Origin of the sequence: Streptomyces sp. NPDC048521 (genome assembly GCF_043199855.1) — a bacterium.
Classification (GTDB): Bacteria; Actinomycetota; Actinomycetes; order Streptomycetales; family Streptomycetaceae; genus Streptomyces.
Genome location: NZ_JBICWR010000020.1, coordinates 1 through 20,590 on the forward strand (window position 1 = coordinate 1; position 20,590 = coordinate 20,590).

Below are 20,590 nucleotides of genomic sequence, written 5' to 3' on the forward strand. Positions count from 1 at the left end.
ACCCCTGAACGCGTTCCAGATCGCCTTCGAGGGCCGCCTGACACCGAGCAACTGACACCTCAACAACCCAAGATCAGCCGTTAAGTTGACACACCCTGTAGTGGTTCACTTCCGCCTCCAGCGCGGTGGCGAGCATCCGACGGTCGCCCTCCCGGACGATCTCGTCGATCAAGGAGCCGGAATGTATGGAGCCGTCCTCGGTGACTACGCTGAGAACGAGCGTGCCTTCCCGACCCGCGCTGCAACGCGGGCCTACTCGGAGACCTTACGGATCATTCGGGAAGGTACGCCCTCCGCGTCCCCACCCGGGGCTGATCCACAAGTCTTGAGCATTGCTCCAACCCGCGACTGGAACACCTATCTGACCTCGCGATCCGCCCAGACACTCGCCACAGACTCGGGGCCATCCTGGAGCGGATGCTGAGCCGATCAGCTGTAGATGTCGCGCCCGGGCGCGCACAGGGGGTTCGTCGCTGCGGCATCGCGACGGATGAAGATTGCGGATTCGCCACCGTTGACCGGGATCACCCAGCAAAGCTGATAGTGCTGACGTAGGACTTCTCGCTTGGTGATCTCTGCGGGAGTGTTGTCCAGGGGCTGGCCGGGACGATCGCGCAGGACGTTGATCTCACGATGCTGGAGCATGCGCTGCCGGATAACGTCCGGAGACGCCTCGACGCCGTACAACGTGCCGGACGCAGCCGGCGTCTGCTGCAGCGCGATGTCGTCGAGCGGCCCGAAGACGGCTGGCCGGGCAAGCACCCATGCACGGCGGCGTGCAGGCTGGAAGAGAACCGGTTCGGGGTCTCCCGGAACGGTAGCGGTAAGCCCCCAATAGCTCTCCACCGTGTCGGTGCGACTTGCAGCCGAGCGCATCTGCCAGTACCAGGGGCCGAGCGCTGACAAGAGAGCGAAGGCCACGGCTGCTGTGGCGTACAGCTTGCGCCGCCTGCGCGCCGGGTCCGCTTCCGCTCGCAGGATCCGCTGCCAGTGCCGTAGAGCCTGACCGACGAGGAGCGCCAGGCCAGACATGCAGTACAGGACGTAGCGATCGACATACCACGGGTGGACGAGGGACACCGTCAGCAGGAATCCGGCAGGGACGATCAGGAGCGGCACGCCGATCGCTGGAAGCGTCACCGCCCTGGCCGAGCCCGCGTCTTGCCGACGAAGCAAAACACCCAAGACGGCTGCCACGGCGGCAGGAACCACGAAACCCAGCCAGTCCTGAAAACTCGGACGGCCCAGCCAGTCCAGCTGCGCTGACGCCTGACCAGCACCGACCACGGCTAACGGCGCCACGGCGCAACCGATGAAGGCGATCGACAGCAGCCAGCGACGCCCGAGGCGGCGCAGGTGGCCGCTGCGCCAGAACGTCACGGCGTGCGCGAGGATGACCAGCAGAGCGAACACATGCAGCCACCCGCCCAGCAACAGCAACCCTGCATATCCCGCCCACCAGCGTTGTCGGCCGTCCTGCAGCGCGCGCACGAAGAACCACGTCGCCCATACCACTGCGGCGGTCACTAACGCATACGAGCGGGCCTCCTGCGCGTAGAACTGCACTTGGGGAACGCACATGAAGGCAACTCCGGCCAAGAATCCGGTTGCCGGGTCACCGAGCCGCGTCCCGATGGCGTGGACTCCCAGCACAGCGGTCAGCGTGCCGAGCACCGACAGGATGCGCAGTGTCAGGACGCCGTCGTCCCATGCCCCAAGTGCGAGATGGGCCAGGAAGTAGTACAGGCCGTGGACGGCGTCGATGTTCTGCACCAGGAGCCACAACTCGTCGAGGGAACGCTTGGCCACGGCATAGCTCACCGTCTCGTCCCGCCAGGACGACGCGTCACGGTCGACCTTCCAGAGACTCACCAGCCCGACCAGCAGGACGAGAAGGACCGCGAGCAGTTTCCGATACCAGCGGTTCAACCGATCTCGATCAAGCACCGGATGCCGCAGGTCAGGTGCCCCCCACGTCTCCAGATAGCTGAGCACCGTTGTCACGGGAGACTGGAGCGGAGCAGGCGACGCCCGTAAGCGATCGAGCAGAACTCGACGACTGCCAAGCTTGACTGCCTGCACACGACTTCCCCCCATGACCAACCTCCGTCGCTCAGAACCCAGTTGTACGGAACATACCGGCTGTCCGAGCCCGGTGTTCGTGCGGCACCAAGGGGTCGGCGGAGTGGCGGGGGCGGGGGAAGATCCATGGACGTTTCCCGCCCCGACATGAGGATCTTTCGGTCACCCTGGCGGAATACCTCGTGGTTGGAATACGTACCCGGTACCAGCAGTCCGTACGGATCTTGAGGTCCAGCACGAGGACGGCAGCAGCGTCTCGTCCTTAGCACGGCGGTGAGACGTCGCGGTGATCGTCACGGCGGCCCGTACGTCAGAAGTTGCCGTTGTGATCCCTTTCCTCCACCTCTGGGCCTCTGCCTCGCGACGGGCGTCCACCGGAGCCAACGCCTGCCCACTACCGGCGCCGCCGCGAACAAAGCGACCGGCACGCGGCCGCCCAGTGCAACCTCCTCAACCGCATGATCGGACAGCTCTACCACTGCCTGAAGCAGGGCAGGACCTACGACGAGTCACTCGCCTTCAGGGGCCCCTCCCGCCGAGGCTGTTGTCAGCGCGGCTCGACGCGTTCAGCGGGGAGTGAGGCAGGCTTCGAGGGCGGCTCGCTGTTGTGGGGGCAGGTGGTCGCCGAGAGGGATCTTGCGGGGGCTGTGATCGCCGTCGCAGAGCCAGCTCTGCTCGTCATCGTCGAACCACCAGTCCTCGACGCCCCACATGGGGTGCCCCTGAAGCAGGTGTCTGGCCAATGCCTCGCTCGCCTCGGGCGCACCCTGAGCGACCAGAGCCTCGACCACCGACGTCACGGCCTCCTCAGGAACCGTCGCGTCGCCGAGAACAGGCAGAAGAAGGAGAAGACGGGCGTGAGAGTCGGTGACGCCTGCCGCACCCGGTGGTGCCTCCAGCAGGGCGGCCAGCTCGGGCCAGCACAGCCCGGGGCCGATACGGTCCTGATCGTCGCTGGCCAGGACGAGATCCTGGCTCCAGTCGGGATGCGTGAGGAAGTAGTCCGTGGTCGTGAAATCCTCGCCGCTGTTGAAGTGCACGACGATCGCGAAGCCGCCGGAAAGCGGCACCGTGAACATGGGCCACGCCGACGGGTCGTGGAGCGTGTCCAGCATGGCGCCCGCGTCGCCCGTGTCCGATCCGAAGGCCTCCGGCGTGAACCCCTCAGCCAGGTCCGCCAAGTACGCAGGCCAGAAGCCCGGCTCATCCAGGAGCGGGTGCCCGTCCACGACGGGCGACGAGGAGTACCAGTGCCGTGCCATCACCATGCCGGGATTCTCTCCAAGCGCGGTCGGGGCTGTTCGAAGACCCCGGCCTTCACGGCCGAGCGACTTGACGGCGTAGCAACGTGAGGTGTCTCGGTCAGGACGTTGGCGGCACTCCGCGGCCACCCTGGGCAAGGCCGATCAGCAGGTCGTCGCAGTCGATGCGCTCCGAGCCGCGTGATCTTGAAGCCGTGAGGGGTATCGCCGAGGTGAGCCCAAGAAGCCCAAGAGGGGCCACGAGACGATCTTGCTCCGTGATCGATGAGCAGAATTCTGGTGTGCGCGGTGGCTGGCCGGCCCGCGTCCTTGAGCGTCGGCGGGACGCTCGTCGCAGGCGGGGGCCGCGGCGGTTGTCGTGGGAGGAGGCAGCGGAACGGGCCGTTGAAGATCTGTGCGGCGTGGACCGGCGAGACCGGTCGACAGCCTGTTGGAGTCGGAGGCTGCCCCGGAAGGAGGCCGCCGAACGCGATGTCGTGAGTACAGAAGGGGCTGGGTCCCGTACGAGGACCAAGCCATCGCTGTGCTCGACAACGACAACGTGTCGAACCCGCCCGGTATCCAGGTCTCCGACGCGAATCATCTGCAGCTCTACGTCTGCCCGACGTGCTACACGCATGCCGACCTGATCCAATAGGCCATTGCTGGAGTCCCCGCGACGGCTGGGGCGTGAGGCTCTTCCAAGCCTGCTCGCGCCCGGCGACAGCAGACATTGAGATCAGCCGTGGACGGCCGTGCCGTCCCGCACCGGGGGGCATGGTCATCAAGTTGCGGCCTGCCGGAATCTACGCACGGCGGTAGGCGGATGGAAGGATCATGAGGATGACAACCAACGCTGAGCTGTCCTTCCGCATCATGGGCGCGTCCGCACGCCGGGCGACCGCGCTGGCCGCGCTGGCGGCGGTCGGGGCAGGGGTCGCGGCCGGTCTGGGTGTTCCGGGGGGCGACCAGTGGGTGGCCTGCTCCTCGGTCCTCGCTGCGGGGACCCTGATGGCTTTCGGGTTCCTCAGGCGCCGCCTGGAGGCGGGCCAGGACGGGCTGCGGTACCGCACAGTGCTGCGGTGGCACCGACTGGAATGGGACGAGATCGACCGCTTCGAGGACGTGCGGGTACAGCCCGGCGACCGCCGCCTCAGCACCCACAACCTCCGTGTCGTGGCCAAGCTGCGCAGCGGCGAAGCCGTCTGGCTTCCGGTGCCGTACGCCGGCTCCGTGGACGCGTTCCGCTTCGAGGACCAACTGCGCGCCCTGCGCGCAGCACACCATCACTACAGGCCCGGCACCCCATGACTACCTGGATTCCGCGTGCAGCTCCGGCTCGACGACGAGACCCCGATGGTCCGAGCCCGGCAGCGAGACGAAGTGCAGGCTCTCCAGGCCCAGTGCCCCGGGTCGGTCTTCAACTCGGCGAAGTGCGACCGGCCGCCGCCTGACACTGCGCCCTCACCGTCGGCTCCCTCACGGGCGCCGTCGAGCGGCTGACAGCGGGCGAGGAGCCGGCGGTGTACGGCGGTGACGCGAGGATCGGACCCTATCTGTCGTCAAGCCCTGTCAGCAATCACCATCGGATCTGGTTGGATTCGGGCCGCCGTGAACACCCGGAGTGCACGGGGTTCATTGGAGTCGCCACTGCCCTGTCGTCAACGGATCGTTTGCCGACAGACCGGGCCGGAGGCCCGGGCATCACCTCTTGGTTGTCCGGTAGTTAGTCGCAACGGCCAGGGCATCCGTGTCGGTGGCGGCCCTGCAGGCCCTCGATGAGCGCGCCGTGCGGGCGGCGGTTCGCGTAGCAGTCCGCGACGTCCACACCGCCCGCCCCGCCACGCGCAGATAGGCCCGGGGCTCTTCTCGGACGCGGAGGGGTGCGGGAAGGGCGGGCCCGCCCTCGACGATCATCCTTCCCCCTCGCCCGCGTTCGTGGGCTGGGTGAATGCCGAAGGCTCCTGCAGCCACCCCCGCCGAGCGGCCTGGACCGCGGCCTGGAAACGGGTGCTGGCGCCCAGTTCGGTCATCAGATCGCGGATGCGGCGCTGGGTGGTGCGCCGGCTCCAGCCCTGGGCGCGGGCGATCGCCGCGTCCGAGCAGCCTGTGGCGAGCAGCTTGACGAGGGCGAGGTGGTCGGGATGGCCAGAGGTGGTGGGTGGGGCCGTGGGCGGTGCGGGGGCCTGAAGGGGGGATCCGCGGTCCCACTCCGCTTCGAAGAGTGCTTCCAACGCGGTCAGCATGGGTGAGCGGTTGATCAGGTACGCGGCGAGGTGCCCGCCCGGGGCGAGGCTGAAGGGGATGACCGCCTGCGCGTCGTCGGCGATCACAAGTTTGATCGGCAATTGTGGTCGCACGCGGGCCTGTTCGCCGGTGCGTATGCTCGGCAGGATGTCGTCCCGGAGGCGGCCCGGCCAGGCGACCGCGCCCCGGTCGTAGAGCACGCGGTGGGTGACGCCCGAACGCTGTCTGCGGCGCTGGTCGTCCAGATTGCTGCCGGGGCGGTCCACGTAGGGCGGCCGGTCGAAGGTGCGGATCTGACGGCGGGCGCTCGCGGTGAGCCTGCGGACGGCGGCGCTGATGTCGTCACGGCCACGGAGCACTTCCACCGCGATGTCGGGGTCGGCGATCCGCAGCGCCTCGCGGTGTCTGTCGGCCAGTTGGCGCACCAACGCGCGAGCCGTGTCGAGCTGCCGTTCGCGTTCCTTGATCAGTTCGGTGACCGCGACGTCGGGGGCGGTGGCGGCGAAGCGTGGAGGGCGGCCGGCCGATCTGGTCGCGAGACCCGCTTTCACCAGGATGGACAGCAGCCGTCCCGCCGCGCTCGTACTCGTCCCGCAGGCGCTCGCCACCTCGGAGGCAGTGCTGTGGGGCACACCGATCAGCGCCGTATAGACACGCTGCGCCTCATCGCCGAGGCCGACGACGTCAAGTTCCATTTGCCCTCCGGTAGTCCGGCCGTCGACCGCAGGCCGCCGTCCTTGTCGCATGTGTGCGTACCGGCGCCAGTCCCACGGCCCAACCGCCGTTCTGAACGGAAACTGGCGCAATCTTGTTCCGTTCTCGCCGCTGACTCCCCCATGCCGGCCATGGCCGGCGGTCGGCGGGACACCACGGACCTCGACCCAGGACCGGGAGCGCGGACTGGACAAGCCGCTCCGCGGCCGTTTGGCGCTCCTGGCGCGCCGACGCGTAAGTGCCACGCCCGCCCTGCCGAGGGCTCGGCCTGTACGCAGCACTGCTTCGTGCCCCCCGACAAGAGCAGGAGGAGGACTGCCGTGATCTCGACGCCACTATGGCGCGGCAGCTCGATCCGAGCCGTGTACACCCTCTCGGTTTCCGACGACGTCATCTTTTGTTTCGGCTCCGCCAGTTGCTGGCCGATTGATGCCACCTGGCGCTAACCAGCCACCTCGGAACCCTAGCGCCGCTTCCGCATGCGTTGGCATCTTCACTCCGGTGAGGCGGCGTTGACCGTGAGATGGCGCTCGAGGCACGCCCCTTGGGTTGTGCAGTGGTGAATGTGGCCCGCTGGTGTGTCACACGTCTGACGTCCCGCTCCCGAGGCCGTGGCCTCCGGCCTCCCCGTAACAGCGGCCGTCCGCACCGACAGACGGCCGAACGGAAGGACTCTTGGGTTGAATCACTCCCGTAACAGGGCCGCGTCCCCCCAGGGTGCGCGCAGATCCCGACGGCGCCTGGCCGCGACCGTGGCGATCACCGCTGCCGCACTCGCGTTCTCCGCGCTGCCCGACTCGGCCGGCGCCGCCTCCATGTCCCACGCCCCCGAAGGCGCCCGCACAACGGGAGCGCTGGGGCAGGTCAAGGCGGCAGCCAGGCCGGGGGCCGGGACCGTCCACCTGTCCCCCGGGCAGCGTCGGCGGCTCCTCGACCAGGCGGCCGAGGCGGCGCCGGACACCGCCCGTTCACTGCGTCTCGGCCCTCAGGAGAAACTGGTCCCGAAGGACGTGATCCAGGACGCCGACGGCACGGTCCACACCCGCTACGAGCGCACCTACGCCGGACTGTCCGTCATCGGCGGCGACCTGATCGTCCATCAGCGACACGGAGCCCACACCGTCACCTACGCCTCCGAGAAGAAGCTGACCCTGCCGACGACCACGGCCAAGGTGCCGGCCGCCGCGGCGAAGAAGGCGGCCCTGAGCAAGGCCGTGGCGAAGGGCACGCACAAGGCGGCCACGCACACGGCCCCCCGCAAGGTCGTCTGGATGATGGGTGACCAGCCGAGACTGGCTTGGGAGACGGTCGTCACCGGCGTGCAGCAGGACGGCTCCCCCAGCGAACGCCACGTCGTGACGGACGCCGCGAGCGAGGATGTCCTGGAGAACGCCGAACACGTGGAGTCCGCCCAGGGCAACAGCCTCTACAGCGGGCAGGTCACGATCGGCTCCACCCGCCAGGATGACGGCACGTACGCCCTGATCGACCCCGAGCGCGGTGGCCACCGGACGCTCGACTCGAGTGTCACGTCCAACGGTGTCCTGTTCACCAGTAATGTCGACGTGTGGGGCGACGGAACGGCGGCGAACCCCCAGACCGCGGCGGTGGACGCCGCGTACGGCGCACGGACGACGTGGGACTTCTACCAAGACCGCTTCGGCCGCAATGGCATAGCCGACGACGGCCGCGGCAGCACCTCCCGAGTCCACTACGAGCAGCAGCCCGGGGTCCCCCTCGCCAACGCCAACTGGCAGGACGGCTGCTTCTGCATGAGCTACGGCGACGGCGCGGACGGGCACCACCCGGTGACGTCCCTGGACATAGCCGCACACGAGATGACGCACGGAGTCACCTCCTCCACGGCCGCACTGGGCGACTACGGTGAATCACCGGCCCTCAACGAGGCGATCAGCGACATGATGGCCGCCGCCGTGGAGTTCTACGCCGACAACCCGAACGACGTGCCCGACTACACGATGGCCGAGCTGGACGATCTGCACGGTGACGGCAAGCCCATCCGGTACATGGACCTGCCCTCCAAGGCCGGCATCAGCTCCGTCGGCTACGCGCCCCTGGACTACTGGACGCCTCAGGCGAAGTCGGACGAACCGCATATGGCGGCCGGGGTGGGAGACCACTTCTTCTACCTGCTGGCCGAGGGCAGCGGGAAGAAGACCATCAACGGCGTGAGCTACGACAGCCCCACCTATGACGGGCTCCCGGTGGCGGGCATCGGGCTGGCCGACGCCGCCGACGTGATGTACCGCGCGCTCACCGTCTACATGACCAGCACCACCGACTACGCCGGTGCTCGCACCGCGACGCTCCAGGCCGCCGCCGACCTCTACGGTTCGGGCAGCGACGCCTACGAGGCCGTCGCCAACGCCTGGGCGGCCGTCAACGTGGGCACAGGCTTCGTCCATCACATCGCCGTCGAGCCGCCGCCGACCGAGCCGGTGGCGGTCGGCCAGCCCGTCAGCCGCCAGATCACAGCATCCAGCAGCCGTCCCGGCGCGCTCACCTACTCCGCCAAGTCGTTGCCCCGGGGCCTGTCGATCGACCACGCCACCGGTCTCATCACCGGTACGCCCGACAAGGCCGGCGACTACAGCTCGGCCATCGTCATCACGGACGCGACCGGCGACACCCGGAACCTCTCGTTCACCTGGACCGCTCTTGAATCCGGCGGACACTTCTTCGTCAACCCCACCACCTACGTGATCCCCAAGTGGGGCACCGTCGAGTCCCCGCTGATCGTCCGGGGGAAGCCGGGCAACGCCGCACCGAGTGACCTCAAGGTCACGGTCGATCTCGACCACGGGTTCAGCAACGCCATGGTGATCGACCTGATCGCCCCCGACGGCACCGTCATCCACGTCAAGCCCTGGGGACCCTGGGTGCTCACGCCCGAGCTGCACGAGACCTACACGGTCGACGCCTCGGCGGTCACCACGGCCGGCATCTGGAGGTTGCGCGTGACCGACGGCACCCCGGGCTTCTACAACCTGGACCCGGGCCATCTCCAGCGCTGGAGTCTGGACTTCACAGGCGCCGGCCCCGCGGTCGCAACCGGCTCGCCCGCCCAGTAGAGCGCGTGACGGCCACCGCTTGGCAACCAGGGGTCGCTCCCCCTGACAATCACGCGGTGGCCGCGAGCGTGGAGGTGGGCTGCGCGGTTCAAGGAGCGAACTCCGATCCGGTGTGCGCCACTTCCGGGCACCGGGACCGGTTCTACGAGGCGCAGCGCAGTACGGGCGGACGGGACACTCATCCTCGTAGTCCTATTTTCGTCGGGCCACGAGAATGTGAGCGCGCCGTCGAGGTTGCCGCCGATCATGTCCCAGTGGCCGTCGAAGACCTCTTGCAGGAGGTCGTCCAGGGAGCCGGGGAAGTCAGGCCGGCTCGCGGTCCCGATCGCATCGTCAGCGGGAAGCCTTGGGAGAACACCGGCGCGCGTTCGGCCCTCCGGGACCTGGAGCCCGCTGTCCGACGGGGCGAGGAGACGCCGGGCTATGAGTATCGGCGGGCGCAGCCACGTCCCGTGCACTTCCCAGTGCCGGCCGACCTCTGGAGGCCGGACCGTGACCCGGTCCACCGGGTGTTCGGCGTAGCTCTCGATACATCCGGCGTCGGACGCCCCGGTCGGCATCTCCGAAGCGCGCGACCTGGATCGTCTCCAGCCGCCACGTCACGTTGCGCAGGTCGATGCCGCCGTAGTCGTGTACGAAGGCGGCGTTGTCGCCGTGGTCGAGGAGGAACTGTTCGAGGACGTCGTCCGGCCACTGCGACCTCGGCCGGCGGGAGTGATGCAAACGAACCGGCCCGGCGTCTGCGGCCCGGGAACAGGATGGGTTGCCGATCGACGGTTCCGACGGGACAGGCAGGTGCCGACCGCTCTACGGCCGCTGGTCCAGCGCCTCCCGTACCGCGTCCAGCATGGTCTCCCCGTCCGCACCGAGCTCCTCTGCCTTGGTGATGAAGCGCCACGCCAGTTCGGCCAGTGCGGCCGGGTTCGGCGCGGGGGCGGGGGCGGGGAGCGGTGCCACCCGCGTCCCCGCGCCGCGGCGGCTCGTGATCAGGGACGCTGCCTCCAGTTCGCGGTAGGCCCTTGCCACCGTTCCGGGAGCCAGGCCCAGGTCGGCCGCGAGCTGTCGTACCGTCGGTAGGCGTTCACGCTCCGGGAGACGGCGCGAGGTGATCAGAGCGGCGAGCTGCGCCCGGATCTGCTCGTACGGTGGGACATGGCTCGAGGTGTCGATCCGGATGACGGGGCTGCTCACCGGTACCCCCGTGCCTTGGGTGAAATGACCGTGAACAGGCACCACGGCACGGTGCCGAGGGCGATCAGGGCCGTGGGCCATAGCACCCAGTTCCCGATCCGCGCGGCGGTGCCGTCACACGCGATGTCGAGTAGGGCCCCGGAGGCAGTCGACGCGGCGCCGAGCAGAGGTGCCGAAACCAGCAGGCCCCACGCGGCGACGATCGCCAACGCGCGGTTGCGACGCGTGGCCTCGTCGCCGGGACGGCGGGCGATTCGGGTCAGGGACCAGAGGCAAACGGCCGTCGACACAGCAAGCGACGCAAGGATGGGCAAGCCGTAGAAGAGTCCCGGCCAAGGAGCTGTGCTCACCGTGCTTCCGTTCGAGCACGTGACGGTGAGGGACCGGTCGGCGCGGCCCATCTCGTCGGATGAGGCGAGCACGCCTGCCACCACCAGGAGGGCGGCGAGCAAGGCGGCCTCGACGATCAGCAGCACCGTCATCCGCGGTGGCACGTAGTCGCGTACCCGACGAGGTGCCAGGTGCGCCGTACGGACCGGGCCGTGAGGGCGAGCAGTGAGCGCGTCTGCCGACAGCACTGCGGCGACGACGCACAGCCCGAAGACGGGGATGGCGTACAGGATGCCGGCCTCCCCGTCGGCTACTGCGTGCCCGACCACCTGGGCAGCGACGACCCCGATCAGCAGACCTGCCCAGCGGAGGTAGCGGTCGGCTGCCGAACCGGCCGGCGCCGCGTCGAGTACGCGCACGAAAAGCTCCTGAACACCATGCGAAACCTGACCCGTACCCCTTGTATCAAGGGGTAAATACAAGATGCGGCCCCTCAAAATCTTGTGTCAAGTGGTTGACACAAAGGTCAGATCGCCTCGATGGATCAGCGTGCGGGCCACCAGGGGAACCGAAGACCGAGATCAGAGCGCTGGTGCGGTCAGCCACACAGACATCGGTGACGACTTCGGCCAGCGGAAGTGCGCCGCGCACCAGCTCGGTCACCTCCCGTCCCTCCGACTTCCTGCAGGCCGGGCCGTCTCATGGGCCCGAGCAGACGAGTTCAGGGCGGGCGGGGTGGCCTGATCGCAGCCCCGGACGGACCCGGTGCGGGGTTCGACTCGCTCGTACGTGCGTTTGGTCGCAGGTGGTGGCGGCTACTCGACCCCGGAAGCCTGTGTCGCAGCGAGGGACGGCGTCGACGGGACCGCGCAGAGGCAGACGAACAAGGGGTTGGTCGCGATGACCGTCGCGGCACAGCAGGGCGGCGGAGGCGGTTCCAGCGGCCTCTACGACGTACTGGAACTCATTCTCGACCGCGGGCTGGTGATCGACGCGTACGTGCGGGTCTCCCTTCTCGGTATCGAGATACTCAAGATCGACATACGGATCGTCGTCGCCAGCGTCGACACCTACCTCCGCTTCGCCGAGGCGTGCAACCGCCTCGACCTGGAAGCGGGGCCGGGCAAGCCGGCCGGACTCACGGAGCTCACGCAGTCCGGCGCCCGCGGCGAAACCAAGGGAGCTCTGCCCGGCGCCGGGGAGACGACCTCCGGCGCCTTCCAGCAGGCACGTCCCGAGGGCCGGGAGCGTCAGGGCGACCGGGCCGCGCGCGGGAGAGGGAATGAAAGATGAGCATCTACGTCTACGGGATCATCCGCGCCTCACACTCCCCTCTCCGCCAGGATTTGGAGGGCATCGGAGACCCTCCGCGGCCGGTACGTGTGCTGCGCCAGGGCGAGCTGGCCGCGATCGTCAGTGACGCCCCCGATCAGCTGCGGCCCAAGCGCCGCGATCTGCTCGCCCACCAGCGTGTACTTCACGAAGCGGGAGCGCGCGGCGTGGTCCTGCCGATGCGCTTCGGCAGCGCCTCTGGGGACGAGGACACGGTGACCACGGTGCTCGCCGAGCGTGCGGAGCACTTCCTCGAGCGGTTGCGGGCCCTGGACGGCACCGCGGAGTACAACGTCAAGGCCAACCACGACGAAGAGGCCGTGCTCCGCCTGATCATGGCCGACCACGACGACATCCGGTCCCTGGCTGAAGCGAACCGTGAGGCCGGCGGCGGCACGCAGGAAGAGAAGATCCGGCTCGGGGAGATGATCGCCGCCGCCGTCCAGGCACGCGAGGCGACTGACGCGGAGCTGCTTCAGCAGGCGCTTGAGCCGATGGCCAAGGCGGTCAGCGCCGGTCCGCAGAGCACAGGCTGGCTGGCCAACGTCTCCTTCCTGGTGGACCGCGGTTCAGCCGAGCGATTCCTGGCCGCGGTCGACGAATTCCGCAAGGAGCACCCGCACCTCGAACTGCGTGCCAACGGACCGCTGCCGCCCTACAGCTTCGTCGACACCCCCTCCTCCCAGCAGACCGAAGGGGGTACCGCGGAAGCGTTCGGAGCCACGGCAGCCCAGCCGGACGGGTAAGGAGCCGCGGAGCCTCAGGAACGGCGGGCCCACCCGTTGCGGGTGATGTCTGCCGGGCCCGGCCCGGCTCAGCGCGAGGCCGGCGTCCGTGAGGCGACGACGTTCGATTCCCCGGGCCGCCACCGGCCCGCCGCGATGAGCCGTTCCACGACGCCCGGAGCCGGGCGGCCTCGTCTTCGTACGCCCCTACACGTGGCAGAACAACCGCTCCGGCGGCACGGCGCATCGGACCGCAGCCACGGCGAGACGTCGAAGATCGACCCGGCTCGGCGCGGACCCACCATTTCATCACAATTAAATTATCCCCTTTGTAGGGATTGGTGGAGCGATGTGATTACGGCATGCGCATGCGGCTGGCGTAGGGTGGCCGCACTACTAAGTGCCCGGTCACCGCCCTGAGTTGGCGGTTAGGGTGGCGTGTTGCTGGGCGCCACCAGGCTGATCGAGAGGACTCTCATGTCTGAACCACCGACATATGCAGCGCCCTCGGAAACCGTTCGGCCGGTCGCTGCGGCTTCGGTACGCAACAGGCACGGCAAGTCGCCGGGTCGCAATCAGACGCCGGATCCCGCCACTCGCTCCCGGATGCTTCGCCTCACGGTCCTTCCCGCGGCCTTCATGGCACTGCTCGCCGCCGCGCTGGTCGCGTTCGTTCTGAGCGCCCAGGCCGGCTCGGTCGCCGCCTCCACCTGGGGTGCCCTCACCGCCGCCGTGGTGCTGGGCGCCGCGGTACTGATCGTCGCCGCACGCACCGCCACGGCCGAAGCCCGTCGGGCAGCCGGGCGCCACGCCTCGCTGCTGAACACCATTGCCGCGGGCCAGGACGACCTTCAGGCGATGACGGCCGCGCTGGAGCGGGGCATGCGGGTGCCGTTGCCCCAGTTCACGCTCCAGGCACCCGCCGAGACCGACACCTTCGGCCGTCTCGCGTACGCGGTCGCCCGCGTACAGTTCGAGGCGAAAGCCGCTGTCGCACGGGCGGCGCAGCTCGCACAGGGCGGGACGCAGGGCACTGAGCAACGAGTCGAGGTCTTCGTCAACCTCGCCCGCCGCCTCCAGTCCCTCATTCACCGTCAGATCACGATGCTCGACCGGCTCGAGAACGAGGTCGAGGACCCCGAGCTGCTCAAGGGCCTCTTCAGCGTCGACCATCTGGCGACTCGTATCCGTCGGCACGCGGAGAACGTCGCGGTCCTCGGCGGGTCGGTGTCGCGGCGCCAGTGGACTCGCCCGGTGTCCCTGATGGAAGTGCTCAGGTCTTCCATCGCGGAGGTCGAGCAGTACCCCCGTGCCGTGCTGGTCCCGCCGATCGAAGGATCGCTGCGCGGCCACGCGGTCGCCGACGTCGTCCACCTGCTGGCCGAGCTGGTGGAGAATGCCACCTCGTTCTCCGAGCCCAGCACCCAGGTACTGCTGCGCGCGGAGCGGGTGACGGCCGGCCTGGCCGTCGAAGTCGAGGACCGGGGCCTTGGCATTCCCCCGGAGGAGCAGGCCCGGCTCAATGCGCTCCTCGCCCAGCCGGACCGCATCGACCTGGGCAAGCTGCTCGCGGACGGCCGTATCGGCCTGTATGTGGTCTCCGAGCTGGCCCGCCGCCACAACATCGTGGTTCGGCTCCAGACCAACATCTACGGTGGCATCCAGGCGGTCCTGATCCTGCCGCACGCGCTCATCGGTGACGAGAACGACCAGGCGCCCTCGCAGGCCGCTGCCGAGGTGTCCCAGCCGGCGCAGCACGCCGTCTCCCAGCATCCCCCTCTCCCGGCGGAGCACGGGAGGCGGGACGCACCTCCGGCACTGGACATCGCACAGCCGATGCCTCAGACACACACCGCACAGCCGATGCCTCAGACACAGCGGATGGATGCGCCGGCGCCTCCACCGCGGCAGTACACTCCGCAGTCCACGGGACCCGTCCGACGTCCGACGTCCCACGGCCCCGGCCGGCTCGACGAGGACTCGCGCACCAGGAGGCCGGAGCTGCCGCAGCGCCGGGCACAGGAGCACCTCGCGCCAGAACTGAAGGAAGCACCCACCACTCGCATGTCGGGGGGCATGCCGAAGGGCGAGCATGATCCGGGGCTGATGGCGGCCTTCCAGCGCGGGCACCGCCTCGCGGAAGAGGTAGCCGCCGACAGCCCTGCCGACGACTCTCGCTAACCGCAGATCTCGCAGTCACCCCCGAGGAGAAAGACGCACCATGGTGAGCGACACGCGTACTGGTCAAAACCAGGACCTGGACTGGCTCTTGCAGGGCCTCGTACAGAGGGTCCCGCATACCCGCAGCGCACTTCTGCTGTCCGCCGACGGTCTCAGGAAAGCCTCCGACGGGCTGACATCCGACGAGGCCGACCACATGGCGGCCCTTGCCTCCGGAATGCACTCGCTCGCCCGCAGCCTGGGGGTCCGCTTCGCCGGCGGCGACGATGTGCGGCAGGTCGTGGTGGAGCTGGACACTGTCCTTCTGTTCGTGACCGCGGCAGGCTCCGGGACCTGCCTGGCCGTTCTGGCCGGTCGGGAAGCCGACGCGGCTGTGCTCGGGTACGAGATGGCGATGCTGATCAAGAGCGTCAAGGCCTATCTGCCCACGCCTGCCAGGCACGAGGCACCGGCCTCGCCGGGCACTATGGGGCATTGAGGATGACGGACGCGCAGGAAGGGATGTGGCTGGACGATGAGGCCGGACGCTTAGTCCGGCCCTACACCGTCAGCAACGGCCGCACCCAGCCCGCCATACACTTCGACCTTCTCAGTCTCGTGATGGCGACCGGCACCCGGCCCAAGACGTACCTCGGCCCCGACTACGACCAGGTCCTCACCCTGTGCGAGAACCGCCCCGTCTCGGTCGCCGAGATCGCCGCGCGGCTCAGGCTGCCGGCCGCTATCACCAAAGTCCTGTTGTCCGACCTGCTGGGGCATGAGGCGCTCACCACACAAGCGCCCCGCCCCATCGAGGCGGCCTCCCCTACCGACCGAAAACTCCTGGAGGCGGTGCTAGATGGCCTTCGCAAGCGGATCTGACCCCTTTCCCACTGCTCTGAAGATCCTCATCGCCGGCGGATTCGGGGTAGGAAAGACCACCTTCGTCGGCTCGGTCAGCGAGATCGCACCGCTGAGCACCGAGGAACTGCTGACCCAGGTCAGCGCCCGCACCGACAGCCTGGTGGGCATCGAGAAAAAGACGAGCACCACGGTTGCGATGGACTTCGGCCGCATCACCCTCAGCCGCGACCACGTCCTGTACCTCTTCGGTACGCCGGGACAGGAACGGTTCTGGTTCATGTGGGACGAACTCTCCAACGGAGCGTTGGGCGCGGTCGTCCTCGCCGACACCCGTCGGCTGGACCAGTGTTTCGCTGCCGTCGACTTCTTCGAGCGGCGCGGCATCAGCTTCGTGGTGGCTGTCAACCAGTTCGACGGCGCCTACCACTACGAACCGGATGAGATCCGCGCCGCAATCGACCTCAATCCCGACACACCCGTCGTGATGTGCGACGCGCGCCTGGGCAGTTCCAGCACCCAGGTACTCATCTCGCTGGTCGAGTACCTGCTTGCCCCAGCCACCGGCACGCCGTCCGCGGAGCCAACCCTGCTGCACTGACGCCCGGCCAGCGCCATCGAATGGAGCCTTCATGTCCGCGCCCGTCCCCTACACGCCGCAAGACGACCCCACAGCCCCCAGGCTGGTGACGCCCGACGACCCGGACGCACCCGCTCGCGTAGCCCGATTGCGCCAGATCGGCGTCGGCAATCTCCCCGTTCCCGAGTTCGACCAATTCGCCCGCAATCTGGCCCGCTCCGTCGGCGCTCCCTACGCGATGGTGAACTTCATCGACGAGAATCAGCAGTACTTCGCCGGTCTGTTCACCCCCGCGGACGGGCAGCCGAGCGTCGACCTGGGACCGCAACCGGCCAGCACCGACCGGGTGATGGCCCGTGACCACGGCTGGTGCCCGTACGTCGTGGTGCGGAAGAAGGCCCTGGTTCTGGAGGACGTCTGCGACTACCCCAGGTTCGCCGGGAACCCGGTCATCAACCAGATCGGCATCCGCTCGTACATCGGTGCGCCACTGATCGACTGGAACACGGGAATCGCGCTCGGGACGGTCTGCGCGATCGCCCCTGAAATCACCCCCTGGGGGCGTCAGGGCCTGGACACCATCAAGTCGATGGCCCAGCAAATGGTCGACCGCCTGCGCGAGATAGAGGAGCAGGGCGGCATCTGAGCACGGGGCGGCAGTCCACGGTGGCGGGGGACCCAGGAAGGTACGAAGCGGGAGCCACGAGCACGGCGTTCTGTCCGTGGCTCCCCGTGGTCTACACGGCAGTCGCCTCCAACCGCTGGTCATCCCGCCGGCCCGCCTGACTGGTCCTGACCAGACCGGCAAGGCGCTCCGACCACTGGCCCTTGGCCGTACCCAGCGCGAACTCGCCCAGCCGCAAGAGCTGGATGTCAGATGTCCCGGCCGGCGCGTAGATGTGCTGGGCATCGCGCACGTAACGCTCCACAGGGCGATCGGTGAACAGACCACTCGCAGCGTGCATCTTCATGCAGTCTTCGGCCGACTCAATGGCCGCCTCGACGTTGAGGTACTTGGCGTTCATGAGCTCCGCGTCGCAGGGCTTGCCCTCGTCCAGGAGGTGTACCGCGTGGTACGCGGCGAGGCGGGCCGTCATCAGACGGTGCTGCATCGCACCAAGCCTGAGCTTCATGCTGTTCAGCTCGCCGAGCGGTTTGCCGTAGCGCTCGCGCTCGATACACAGGGCCGTCGCCTCTTCGACGACTGCTCTGTGAATCCCCAGTGAGACCGCCGTCAGATTGGGCCTGCCGTAGAGCACGCTGGAAGAGTAAGCGACGGCGAGACCCTCCCCCTCCGCCCCGAGGAGATTCGCCGCCGGCACCCGGCAGTTGTCGAAGACCAGCTTCCCGAAACTGAAGCCGTGCAGACCCATCGCGGGCTGGTGCGCGGCGAGCGAGAGGCCTGGGCGGTCCTTCTCGACGAGGAACGCCGACAGGCCCTTGGACCCTTCGCCGGTACGGGCCACCACGCCGTGCAAGTCGCCGACGTGGGAGTTCCCGACGAAGACCTTGTGGCCGTTGAGGATGTAGTCGTCACCGTCGCGTACAGCGGTAGTGGCCATGCCCAGGACGTGGCCACCCGACTGTTCCTCGGTGGTCGCGATCGTCGGCAGGCAGTCTCCCGCAGCGATGCGCGGGAGCCATGTCCTCTTCTGGACATCGTTGCCAAAATGAATGATCTTGGCCACACCGAGTTGCGAGGCTTGCACCATGGCACCCATGGCCCCGCAGACCCGGGCCAGTTCCTCGATGATGATCGTCTTGGCCAGGTGCCCGGCTCCCATGCCCCCGTATGCCCGGTCGATGGTGACACCGATCCAGCCCTGCTGGGCGATCAGCCGTGACAACTCGTGTGCTACGCCGCGAGTCGCCTCCATCTCCGGTATGCGCGGCCTTACTTCGCGTTCGGCGAACTCACGCACACGCTGCCGCAGATCCTCATGCCACGGCTTGGTGAAGTACCCCTGCACAGGCCCTCCTCGATGCTGCCTCCGCACCCGCTCGGATACGGGGGACGTCCCTCGGCAGTGGTTCTCCGCCTCCAGGCAGACCCGCATGTGATTGTCGCCTTATCGATCCATCTCAGCCAAGATCGCCAGCACTGATTGGCGCAAACACTGCGCCTCGCTGAGCAGCCTCGGCCGTATAACGTGATAGAGCACGTGTTCGAGAGGGGTGGCAGCGGCAGAAGCGGCGTATGAGCCGGGCGAGCCGCCGGTGCCCGCACAACTCCCTCCACCAGGCACTTACTGATCGAGGGCGCGGGTCCCTGGCGTCGCACTCGGCCCTTTACTCCCTGGCTTATTCGCGCCTGTTGCGGAACAGCGATCACCGACCCCTGGGCGCAGTTCGGACAACGTTTCTGCACTGAGAATAGACCAGTGCCCACGGGGCACCCTTACTGCCCGGCCGTGCCGGGGTCCCGGCCGGCCTCCGTACCGATGGCCTCCCGGTCACAGGCAAGTCCGGTTTCCCACGCCTCAGGTGGCTGCGCCTCGCCCTCCCGGGTCCTGCTTCTTCACCCCGTGGGGCCGGAAGTCGGCACCCGGACAGCGGCGACCGGGAGGGAAGCTCCGGGGCATGACGAAGGCCCGGACGCCTCTTGAGAGTGGACGATGGGTGAGCTCGCCGGGCACATTCGGTCGACGTCGTTCCTGCCGCCCTCGGTGCTCGCAGATCACGCCGCCGAGTTCGACGCCGACCTCACCACCGAACTGAGCCGCCACACGGTTGACGACCGGCTCACGGAAACGGTGAGCTTCGCTTGCGAGCTGGTCCGTAAGCCAGTTCACGGGTGATCGCCAGGTGACCGCAGTGGTATTCCCCGGAACCTCCCGCGTCGGATGCATCACCGTCGCGCGGCCGGCCCGATGGAGTCGGGTCCGAACTTCTTCCGGATGCGGTCCATGGCCTGCTCGGCGACCAGCCGGGACTCCCGGGCGCCGTCCAGGCTGATCTGCTCGGTGACCTGGCCGGCATCGACGAGGTCCGCGCCTTTCGGCACGAGCCCGGTCAGGGGGGCGTTGCCCGCCGGCGGCGTCCATCGGCTGGTAGGCGAGCGTGCGCAGGTCCTCCTCGTGGCCAGAGGGTGCGGGCAGGCGTCGGGTCTTCTCCCGAACGGTGCCGCCCGCGAAGCGCAGCGTCAGGGTGGACCGCGCCGGCGGCCTGACCGCGGCGGCGCAGCTTGAGACCGAGCCGGACGACGAGGTCGAGCCCGACGGCTGCCAGGACTGCCGAGGCCGGAGGTGCGGCCGCTTCGGCGTCTGGGCCGGGTTCGTCGCCAGGTCGGGTCGACGTCGTGGGGGGTGGGCAGGAGCCGGAGCCCCGGCGGGTCGGTGGTGGCGGCGAGCAGAGCTGGCAACACCTCCCTACTCACGTTTGTGGCGAGGGAATCGGGACCGCAGCGGCTGCGGGCGCAGCGGAGCGGGGCCGGGTGACGTCAACCTCCGGCGCCCGTTGCGCAGTTGGCGCGACCGTAGGAGCCGTAGGCGGTGGCGTGCTGGACCATCTTGCCGTGCATGCTGACGGAGCAGGCGGCGTTGCCGCCCTCTCTTCCCAGGACGATGGAGACGGCTGCGTGTGCCCCGGTGGTCATGTTGGCGTTGCTGTGCCAGGGCAGGTGGGCGTTGACGGTGTGCAGTTTGCCGTCCGGTCCGGCGTAGTTGATTTGGGCGGTGCCGTGTCCGGTGACGTGGTAGGCCACGGGGACGGTGGGGCTGTGGTGCCTGGCTCCCGCGCCGTTCTCGTCGTTCGTGTCGTGGGTGGCGAACAAGGCGCCGGCGGTGGCGACACACAGAAGGGCGCCGCCGAAGACGAGCGGGCGGAGGCGTCGCCGTGTGACGGGCGCCGCCGCGGTGTCGTCGATGTCGGGGTTCTCGGTGCTTGCCGCTGTCTGGGTCCTCATCGCCGACTTCCGTTCCGCAGGTGGGTGGTGGGCGCCTGGCTTCGAATTCCTTGCGGTGTGCCCGTCGATTAGAGCCAATGTGGTGAGAGGGCGCAAGGCTAGGTCCGAAAGGCCGGTTTCGTAACCCCGAT

At 68.5% G+C, this 20,590-nt stretch carries 18 protein-coding genes and 1 pseudogene; 11 read left to right on the forward strand and 8 right to left on the reverse strand.

Annotation, left to right across the window (positions count from 1 at the left end):
• Window positions 1–429: 429 nt before the first annotated feature.
• The gene (locus tag ACGFRF_RS34075) at window positions 430–1,995 is read right to left on the reverse strand and encodes a glycosyltransferase family 39 protein (protein WP_393746673.1); all 1,566 of its coding nucleotides are present in this window, start codon (window positions 1,993–1,995) and stop codon (window positions 430–432) included.
• Between the two features lie 430 nt (window positions 1,996–2,425).
• On the opposite strand from ACGFRF_RS34075, the pseudogene ACGFRF_RS34080 reads away from it, so the two are divergent.
• Window positions 2,426–2,603: pseudogene (locus tag ACGFRF_RS34080) on the forward strand (IS110 family transposase); the annotation flags it as partial.
• A gap of 45 nt (window positions 2,604–2,648) precedes the next feature.
• Here the strand turns inward: ACGFRF_RS34080 and ACGFRF_RS34085 are convergent.
• Window positions 2,649–3,350 (reverse strand): hypothetical protein, encoded by a 702-nt coding sequence (locus ACGFRF_RS34085; RefSeq protein WP_393746898.1) that lies wholly within the window; start codon window positions 3,348–3,350, stop codon window positions 2,649–2,651.
• A gap of 816 nt (window positions 3,351–4,166) precedes the next feature.
• Between ACGFRF_RS34085 and ACGFRF_RS34090 the strand changes: the two genes are divergently transcribed.
• On the forward strand, window positions 4,167–4,634 hold the full coding sequence (locus tag ACGFRF_RS34090; protein ID WP_393746675.1) for a PH domain-containing protein: 468 nt from the start codon (window positions 4,167–4,169) through the stop codon (window positions 4,632–4,634).
• A 602-nt stretch (window positions 4,635–5,236) separates the two neighbouring features.
• Here ACGFRF_RS34090 and ACGFRF_RS34095 read toward each other — a convergent pair.
• A complete protein-coding gene (locus ACGFRF_RS34095; protein WP_393746677.1) occupies window positions 5,237–6,265 on the reverse strand; it encodes a helix-turn-helix domain-containing protein in 1,029 nt (342 codons plus the stop codon).
• Between the two features lie 771 nt (window positions 6,266–7,036).
• Between ACGFRF_RS34095 and ACGFRF_RS34100 the strand changes: the two genes are divergently transcribed.
• Entirely contained in the window at window positions 7,037–9,376 is a 2,340-nt protein-coding gene (locus ACGFRF_RS34100) for a M4 family metallopeptidase (protein ID WP_393746679.1), read from the forward strand.
• Between the two features lie 807 nt (window positions 9,377–10,183).
• On the opposite strand, the gene ACGFRF_RS34105 is transcribed toward ACGFRF_RS34100, so the two are convergent.
• Together ACGFRF_RS34105 and ACGFRF_RS34110 are read right to left on the reverse strand one after the other, a co-directional pair.
• Complete coding sequence (locus tag ACGFRF_RS34105; RefSeq protein WP_393746681.1) at window positions 10,184–10,567, reverse strand: GntR family transcriptional regulator; 384 nt, start codon at window positions 10,565–10,567, stop codon at window positions 10,184–10,186.
• Window positions 10,564–11,316: a hypothetical protein gene (locus ACGFRF_RS34110; protein WP_393746683.1), complete on the reverse strand. Its 753-nt coding sequence runs from the start codon at window positions 11,314–11,316 to the stop codon at window positions 10,564–10,566. The genes ACGFRF_RS34105 and ACGFRF_RS34110 overlap by 4 nt, the downstream gene beginning before the upstream one ends.
• Before the next feature lie 481 nt (window positions 11,317–11,797).
• Between ACGFRF_RS34110 and gvpJ the strand changes: the two genes are divergently transcribed.
• From gvpJ to ACGFRF_RS34145, 7 genes are all read left to right on the forward strand, one after another.
• Window positions 11,798–12,190 (forward strand): gas vesicle protein GvpJ, encoded by a 393-nt coding sequence (gene gvpJ / locus ACGFRF_RS34115; protein WP_393746685.1) that lies wholly within the window; start codon window positions 11,798–11,800, stop codon window positions 12,188–12,190.
• Window positions 12,187–12,975 (forward strand): GvpL/GvpF family gas vesicle protein, encoded by a 789-nt coding sequence (locus ACGFRF_RS34120; protein ID WP_393746687.1) that lies wholly within the window; start codon window positions 12,187–12,189, stop codon window positions 12,973–12,975. Before gvpJ ends, ACGFRF_RS34120 begins: the two co-directional genes overlap by 4 nt.
• Window positions 12,976–13,560: 585 nt before the next feature.
• The gene (locus ACGFRF_RS34125) at window positions 13,561–15,135 is read left to right on the forward strand and encodes an ATP-binding protein (RefSeq protein ID WP_393746689.1); all 1,575 of its coding nucleotides are present in this window, start codon (window positions 13,561–13,563) and stop codon (window positions 15,133–15,135) included.
• A gap of 40 nt (window positions 15,136–15,175) precedes the next feature.
• Complete coding sequence (locus tag ACGFRF_RS34130) at window positions 15,176–15,613, forward strand: roadblock/LC7 domain-containing protein (protein ID WP_393746691.1); 438 nt, start codon at window positions 15,176–15,178, stop codon at window positions 15,611–15,613.
• A 2-nt stretch (window positions 15,614–15,615) separates the two neighbouring features.
• A complete protein-coding gene (locus ACGFRF_RS34135; RefSeq protein ID WP_393746693.1) occupies window positions 15,616–15,996 on the forward strand; it encodes a DUF742 domain-containing protein in 381 nt (126 codons plus the stop codon).
• The gene (locus tag ACGFRF_RS34140; RefSeq protein WP_393746695.1) at window positions 15,974–16,576 is read left to right on the forward strand and encodes an ATP/GTP-binding protein; all 603 of its coding nucleotides are present in this window, start codon (window positions 15,974–15,976) and stop codon (window positions 16,574–16,576) included. The genes ACGFRF_RS34135 and ACGFRF_RS34140 overlap by 23 nt, the downstream gene beginning before the upstream one ends.
• Before the next feature lie 31 nt (window positions 16,577–16,607).
• Window positions 16,608–17,201: a GAF domain-containing protein gene (locus ACGFRF_RS34145; RefSeq protein ID WP_393746697.1), complete on the forward strand. Its 594-nt coding sequence runs from the start codon at window positions 16,608–16,610 to the stop codon at window positions 17,199–17,201.
• A 91-nt stretch (window positions 17,202–17,292) separates the two neighbouring features.
• Here the strand turns inward: ACGFRF_RS34145 and ACGFRF_RS34150 are convergent, their stop codons facing one another.
• On the reverse strand, window positions 17,293–18,525 hold the full coding sequence (locus ACGFRF_RS34150) for an acyl-CoA dehydrogenase family protein (RefSeq protein ID WP_393746699.1): 1,233 nt from the start codon (window positions 18,523–18,525) through the stop codon (window positions 17,293–17,295).
• A gap of 645 nt (window positions 18,526–19,170) precedes the next feature.
• Here ACGFRF_RS34150 and ACGFRF_RS34155 point away from each other — a divergent pair.
• Window positions 19,171–19,353 (forward strand): hypothetical protein, encoded by a 183-nt coding sequence (locus ACGFRF_RS34155; RefSeq protein ID WP_393746701.1) that lies wholly within the window; start codon window positions 19,171–19,173, stop codon window positions 19,351–19,353.
• A 50-nt stretch (window positions 19,354–19,403) separates the two neighbouring features.
• Here ACGFRF_RS34155 and ACGFRF_RS34160 read toward each other — a convergent pair whose 3' ends face one another.
• Both ACGFRF_RS34160 and ACGFRF_RS34165 read right to left on the reverse strand, forming a co-directional pair.
• Complete coding sequence (locus tag ACGFRF_RS34160) at window positions 19,404–19,559, reverse strand: hypothetical protein (RefSeq protein ID WP_393746703.1); 156 nt, start codon at window positions 19,557–19,559, stop codon at window positions 19,404–19,406.
• Between the two features lie 435 nt (window positions 19,560–19,994).
• The gene (locus tag ACGFRF_RS34165; RefSeq protein WP_393746705.1) at window positions 19,995–20,459 is read right to left on the reverse strand and encodes an MmpS family transport accessory protein; all 465 of its coding nucleotides are present in this window, start codon (window positions 20,457–20,459) and stop codon (window positions 19,995–19,997) included.
• Window positions 20,460–20,590: the final 131 nt, after the last annotated feature.

Bases quoted from the DNA above. Each gene is read 5' to 3' on its own strand.
- ACGFRF_RS34130 (WP_393746691.1), top strand. From the start codon at position 15,176: ATGGTGAGCGACACGCGTACTGGTCAAAACCAGGACCTGGACTGGCTC.
- ACGFRF_RS34165 (WP_393746705.1), bottom strand. From the start codon at position 20,459: ATGAGGACCCAGACAGCGGCAAGCACCGAGAACCCCGACATCGACGAC.
- ACGFRF_RS34145 (WP_393746697.1), top strand. From the start codon at position 16,608: ATGTCCGCGCCCGTCCCCTACACGCCGCAAGACGACCCCACAGCCCCC.
- gvpJ (WP_393746685.1), top strand. From the start codon at position 11,798: ATGACCGTCGCGGCACAGCAGGGCGGCGGAGGCGGTTCCAGCGGCCTC.
- ACGFRF_RS34095 (WP_393746677.1), bottom strand. From the start codon at position 6,265: ATGGAACTTGACGTCGTCGGCCTCGGCGATGAGGCGCAGCGTGTCTAT.
- ACGFRF_RS34135 (WP_393746693.1), top strand. From the start codon at position 15,616: ATGACGGACGCGCAGGAAGGGATGTGGCTGGACGATGAGGCCGGACGC.
- ACGFRF_RS34140 (WP_393746695.1), top strand. From the start codon at position 15,974: ATGGCCTTCGCAAGCGGATCTGACCCCTTTCCCACTGCTCTGAAGATC.
- ACGFRF_RS34155 (WP_393746701.1), top strand. From the start codon at position 19,171: ATGGGTGAGCTCGCCGGGCACATTCGGTCGACGTCGTTCCTGCCGCCC.
- ACGFRF_RS34090 (WP_393746675.1), top strand. From the start codon at position 4,167: ATGACAACCAACGCTGAGCTGTCCTTCCGCATCATGGGCGCGTCCGCA.
- ACGFRF_RS34085 (WP_393746898.1), bottom strand. From the start codon at position 3,350: ATGGTGATGGCACGGCACTGGTACTCCTCGTCGCCCGTCGTGGACGGG.
- ACGFRF_RS34120 (WP_393746687.1), top strand. From the start codon at position 12,187: ATGAGCATCTACGTCTACGGGATCATCCGCGCCTCACACTCCCCTCTC.
- ACGFRF_RS34125 (WP_393746689.1), top strand. From the start codon at position 13,561: ATGCTTCGCCTCACGGTCCTTCCCGCGGCCTTCATGGCACTGCTCGCC.